Raw genomic sequence first — 5,183 nt, forward strand, 5'->3', positions numbered from 1 at the left:
CAAACTGGTTTTAAAACACTGCCTAGCATCCAGCCCTCTTCCAAATCCTCCACACCCGCCGTCCTCCCATCCATCACCGCGCCGCACCGGCCCCGCACCCACCACCCCGTTTTTTTGAATGCAGCCCCTCATGTCCTCCATCCACGAAGTCGGCATCCACGCCTCGCAGGAGCGTCTGGAAAAACTGCTCGCAGAGCGCCTCACCCCCGGCGCAGACCGCGCCGCCGTGGACGCACGCATCTGGAATCTCTTTGGCGAGACCTGGGCCATCATGTTCACCGATCTCTCCGGCTTCTCCCGCCACGTCGCCGAGTTCGGCATCGTCCACTTCCTGCAGGTCATCTATGAAGCCCAGCGCATCTTCACCCCCTGCGTGGACAGCAACGACGGCATCCTCTTGAAAGTCGAAGGCGACAGCATGCTCATCATCTTCCGCACCGTCGCCAGCGCCCTCCAGTGCGCCATCGACATGCAGCGCACCGCCAAAGCCTACAACGCCGGCAAGCCCCAGGAGGAGCACATCCTGCAATGCATCGGCCTCGGCTACGGCCCCGTCCTCCGCATCGGCGACTACGATGTCTTTGGCCGCGAAGTCAATGCCGCCAGCAAGCTCGGCGAAGACACCGCCCAAGCTTGGGAAATCCTCGTCACCGAATCCGTCCAATCCGCCGCCGAAGCCGCCGAAATCCCCGGCCTCCAGTTCGAATCCATCCCAGACCTCCCCCCCGGCGCCAGCAGCGCCGCCCGGCTGCTCTACGATCTCTGAAAAAGCAGCGCCACTCGCAAGCATCGCCAGATCTAAACAGATTGTTCCACTTATGTGATCTAACGCATAATATCATTTTATGTGCCATTCACGATATTGACATCATATCGCCTTCAGCGCATAATGTGAGAACATGAGTGACCTCGCCCGCGATCCAAAACAAATGGGCGCCATCATCCGGCGTGCGCGCAAGCGTTGCGCCTTGAGTCAGCTCCAGCTCGGTAAAAAGGCCGGGCTGCGGCAGGAAACCATTTCCTTGATCGAGACCGGCAATCCTGCGGCCAGGCTCGAAACGCTGCTGGCCGTTCTCTCCGCGCTCGATCTTGAGCTCCACGTCGGCCCCCGCTCCAAAGGCTGGAGCCAGGACCTTGAGAAAGACTTCTGATGCCACGCAACCGTCAACACGCCCCCCTGCGCGTCCTCCTCAACAACCGCCTCGTCGGGCATCTCTCGAAAGAGCCCGGTGGCGTCATCTCCTTTCGCTACGCTGAGAGCTGGCTGGCGCTCGAACGCGCCAGTCCCGTATCGCTCTCCCTGCCGCTGCGTGAAGACGCCTACAAAGGCGCTCCCGTCCACGCCGTCTTTGAAAACCTCCTGCCCGACTCCGAGGCACTCCGGCGGCGCATTGCTGAGAAGGTCGGCGCTGATGGCACCGACTCTTACAGCATGCTCTCACGCATCGGGCGCGACTGCGTCGGCGCTTTGCAGTTCATACCCGATGGCGATCCCGCTGCGAGCGACACCACCAGCATCGAAGGTCAGCCCGTCAGCGACCGGGACATCGAGAAACTTCTCAACAATCTCGCCCAGGCACCTCTCGGGCTGGATCAAGACAAAGACTTCCGCATCTCCGTGGCCGGTGCGCAGGAAAAGACCGCGCTGCTCCGCCACGAAGGAAAATGGTGGAAGCCCCACGGCACCACGCCCACCACCCACATTTTTAAAACCCAGCTCGGCACTCTCCCCAATGGCCTCGATCTCACCCACAGCGTGGAGAATGAATTTTACTGCCTCAAGCTCGTGGCCGCATTCGGCCTCCCCGTGAACGCAGTGAAGATGCGCCGCTTTGGGAAAACAAAAGCCGTCGTCATTGAGCGCTTCGACCGGCGCTGGACGCAGGACGGGCGGCTGCTCCGCGTTCCGCAGGAGGACTGCTGTCAGGCCCTGTCCATCCCGCCCACTCGCAAGTATCAAAACGAAGGTGGCCCCGGCATGGTGGACATCCTCGCTCTGCTCAAAGCCAGCGACACCCCCGCCGCAGATCAGAAGCAATTTTTAAAGGCGCAGGTGCTCTACTGGCTCATGGGCGCCACGGATGGCCACGCCAAAAACTTCAGTCTCTTTCTCGGCCCCGGCGGCCGCTTCATGCTGACACCCATCTATGATGTCCTCACCGCGCAGCCCAGTCTGGACGCCCGTCACATCCTCAAGAAAAACATGAAGCTCGCCATGTTCGCAGGCGACAGCCGGCACTATCGTATAGACTACCTTCAGGGCCGCCACTTCATCCAGACCACCGAGCGCGCCGGTTTGCCCGCCGCGCTCGCGCAGGAAGTTCTCGATGACGTTGCCTCGCATGCAGCCGCCGCTTTGACAGCCGTGGAAAAAGAGCTGCCCCCCGGCTTTCCTGAAGAGATCCACGCCTCCGTGCATCGCGGATTTCAATCCCGGCTTGAGAGAATCTGAAGGGGATGCTTCGAGAGGGCAGGGGATACGGCACGTCAAAACTCCGCTGCTCAATCCCACCCCTCTCCCACGTACTCATCTCACTCTTCCTCTTCCCAAACACTTTCTCTCTCATGCACCTCCGCACTCTCTCCTGCCTCCTCCTCACCGCGCTCAGCCTCACCTCATTCACCCCCGCCGCTGAAGCCCCCGCAAAGCCCGCAGCCGCCACCACCACCCCACCCGCCCCCAAGCCCACCCCCAGCGAGCGCATCGCCCTCTGGCCCGGCAAAGCCCCCGTTGGCGATGGCACCTTCGAGGCCAGCACGCACGAGCTGCAAGTCTTCCTCCCGCCCGCCGACAAAGCCAGCGGCATGGCCATCGTCCTCTGCCCCGGTGGCGGCTACATTCGCCACGTCACCGACCGCGAAGGCTACCCCATCGCCGAATGGCTCAATAGTAAAGGCATCGCCTGCATCATCCTCGAATACCGCCTGCCAAAGCTCCGCCACGCCGTGCCCCTCCTCGATGCCCAGCGCGCCATGCGCCTCACCCGTGCCAATGCCACGCGCTGGCACCTCAGTCCCCAGCGCATCGGCATCCTCGGCTTCTCCGCCGGCGGCCACGTCGCCTCCACCGCCACCACCCACTTCGATGCCGGCAAACCCGACGCCACCGATCCCGTCGAGCGCCTCAGCTCCCGCCCCAGCTTCGCCTGGCTCATCTACCCCGTCGTCACCATGGGCGAGTACACCCACACCGGCTCCCGCAAAGAACTCCTCGGCGAAAACCCCTCGGACGCCCTCGTCCGCCTCTACTCCAACGAATTCCAGGTCACCGCAGACACCCCGCCCGTCTTCCTCGCCCACGCCATCGATGACAAACCCGTCCCCATCGAAAACAGCCGCCAGTTCGCCTCAAACATGCAGGCCCACCACCTCCCCGTCGAGCTCCTCGAGCTCCCCACCGGCGGCCACGGCTTCAACGGCTGCAAAGGCCCCCTCTGGGAGCAGTGGAAAGCCGCCGCCCTTCTGTGGTCTGCCAAGCAGGGCATCCTCCGCATCACTCCCATCGACTAGACCCGGCATCAAAACCTGTCACTAAGCAGGTACACCTACCAGCAGATACCACACGTCCTCCCATCGGATCCTCCTTGAGCCCCGCGCACCCTGCATCCATACTGGGAGCGCCGACATTTTATAGGACTCAGTCGAAGGTGCCCGCGTCACACAAACCCTCCGCTTCACACAGCGCAGCGAGGGCGCACCCTCCCATGCCCGCCGCGCATGTGCAGCGCCCGGGTGGCAGAGTCACTTCATCCAGCCCAGCAGCCCTGCGATGCCCACCAGCACTCCCGCCACTGCGGCCAGCGGAACAAGCCAGCTGGCTGGCGGGGCAATCTTCTCCTTCTTGGAAAGCCTGTGCGCCCGCACCCCCAGCACGCAGATGCCACTGATGAGCAGGAGCCAGTTCAGCATGCACTCAAAGGTCTCCCTCCCTGTCGCAGCTGAGGCGAGAAAATCATAGGCCATGCCATGCGGGCAAAGGTGGCTTGGAGAAAGCATGAGCATCTAACGCAGCAGCTTGTCCTCCGGGCAAATGCCTGTTCGATATTTTGGCCCGAGCATCCCACCATCAGGTTGCATGCTGCAGGAAACGCAGCCTCATTCGTCTTTGCCGCAAAGGGTCCAGAGATCAGCCTCCGGATCTTTGTTTCAATCTCTGCACCCTCTGCCTCTCCGCTCCTCTGCGGCAAAGACGAGCGTCCATGGCGCAAAGAACAGCGGGAGTTGCCCGGCTGCTTTTCAATGCTGCGCGGCTTTGTTAGGCGGAATCACAGCCTCAAAACGCGGCGACATGGCGGCGCAAAATCGAGCCACTTCTTCCTGGGCGTAACGCGCGGCCAGCTGCAGCCGCACGTGTCGTGAAAAACAACCGCGACAAATCCACACCTCGCCCTCACCACAGCACCGGCGTCTTCGCCTGCGCGCCGCCGTTCACGCGCAGCTCCTCCAGCGCCACCTTCCCCGCGCAGAAGTCCCAGCCCAGCCCCAGCGCCGCGATCTGGCCGGGCGTGATGTGCGCCCGCCGCAGCTCCTCCGTGCGGTCCACATCAAAGCACCCCGCACGCACATACGCCGCCGCGTCCCCCGGCGAAAAACCCGCCTGCAGCCACTGGCGTGCGGCGACTTCCGTACCTTCGATTGCGGCGGCCATTTCAGCAAGATCATGGGGACTCGGGCTCATGCGGCACCCTATGGCACAGGTTAAATAGCTGTTCAAATAAACAGTTCTTTAAAATTCACTCCCCGGCACCCGCCAGCGCCCATTCATAGAGCGCCGGCCCCGTTTGTCCACGGCCTCGCCGTCATTCCCCCTTCGCTGATCTCCGATACCTCGCCGGCGAATCCTGAAAGCACCGTTTAAAGTGCTGCCCAAAGCGCGACACATCCCGGTAGCCCACCCGATGCGCGATCCGCGCCACCGGCAGCCGCGTGCTGCGCAAAAGCTCCGCCGCTTTCTCCAGCCGCAGCTTGTGCAGGTATCCCTGGAAGCTCATCCCGTGGTGCTTGCGGAAGAGGCGGGATAAATTTCCCGCGCTGGTAAAGGCCACCTGCTCCGCCACTTCCGTCAGCCGCAGCGGGCACTGCATGCGAAAGGCCAGGTGCGCCACCGCACGCTGCAGCGGGTCCGCCTTCTGCGTGGCCGCGCCCTGCTGCTCCTCCAGCCGAAACCACACCGCCTCCACGTG

General features: G+C 62.8%; 7 protein-coding genes. 4 read left to right on the top strand and 3 right to left on the bottom strand.

The window, feature by feature from the left end:
* The first annotated feature begins 130 nt into the window (after positions 1-130).
* The 4 genes from WAW39_RS06440 to WAW39_RS06455 all read left to right on the top strand — a co-directional run bounded on the left by WAW39_RS06440 (position 131) and on the right by WAW39_RS06455 (position 3,510).
* Positions 131-766 (top strand): adenylate/guanylate cyclase domain-containing protein, encoded by a 636-nt coding sequence (locus WAW39_RS06440; RefSeq protein ID WP_422316959.1) that lies wholly within the window; start codon positions 131-133, stop codon positions 764-766.
* Between the two features lie 133 nt (positions 767-899).
* Positions 900-1,151: a helix-turn-helix domain-containing protein gene (locus tag WAW39_RS06445; protein ID WP_422316961.1), complete on the top strand. Its 252-nt coding sequence runs from the start codon at positions 900-902 to the stop codon at positions 1,149-1,151.
* Positions 1,151-2,452: a type II toxin-antitoxin system HipA family toxin gene (locus tag WAW39_RS06450; RefSeq protein ID WP_422316963.1), complete on the top strand. Its 1,302-nt coding sequence runs from the start codon at positions 1,151-1,153 to the stop codon at positions 2,450-2,452. Before WAW39_RS06445 ends, WAW39_RS06450 begins: the two co-directional genes overlap by 1 nt.
* Before the next feature lie 113 nt (positions 2,453-2,565).
* The gene (locus tag WAW39_RS06455) at positions 2,566-3,510 is read left to right on the top strand and encodes an alpha/beta hydrolase (protein ID WP_422316965.1); all 945 of its coding nucleotides are present in this window, start codon (positions 2,566-2,568) and stop codon (positions 3,508-3,510) included.
* A gap of 231 nt (positions 3,511-3,741) precedes the next feature.
* On the opposite strand, the gene WAW39_RS06460 is transcribed toward WAW39_RS06455, so the two are convergent.
* The 3 genes from WAW39_RS06460 to WAW39_RS06470 form a co-directional block, all read right to left on the bottom strand.
* Positions 3,742-3,996 (bottom strand): hypothetical protein, encoded by a 255-nt coding sequence (locus WAW39_RS06460; RefSeq protein WP_422316967.1) that lies wholly within the window; start codon positions 3,994-3,996, stop codon positions 3,742-3,744.
* 394 nt (positions 3,997-4,390) lie between these two features.
* Positions 4,391-4,678 (bottom strand): hypothetical protein, encoded by a 288-nt coding sequence (locus tag WAW39_RS06465; RefSeq protein WP_422316969.1) that lies wholly within the window; start codon positions 4,676-4,678, stop codon positions 4,391-4,393.
* Between the two features lie 121 nt (positions 4,679-4,799).
* The coding region (locus tag WAW39_RS06470) for a helix-turn-helix domain-containing protein (protein WP_422316972.1) at positions 4,800-5,183 on the bottom strand (384 nt) is incomplete at its 5' end.

It is taken from the genome of Prosthecobacter sp. (assembly GCF_049294395.1).
In the GTDB taxonomy this organism is placed as follows: Bacteria; Verrucomicrobiota; Verrucomicrobiia; order Verrucomicrobiales; family Verrucomicrobiaceae; genus Prosthecobacter.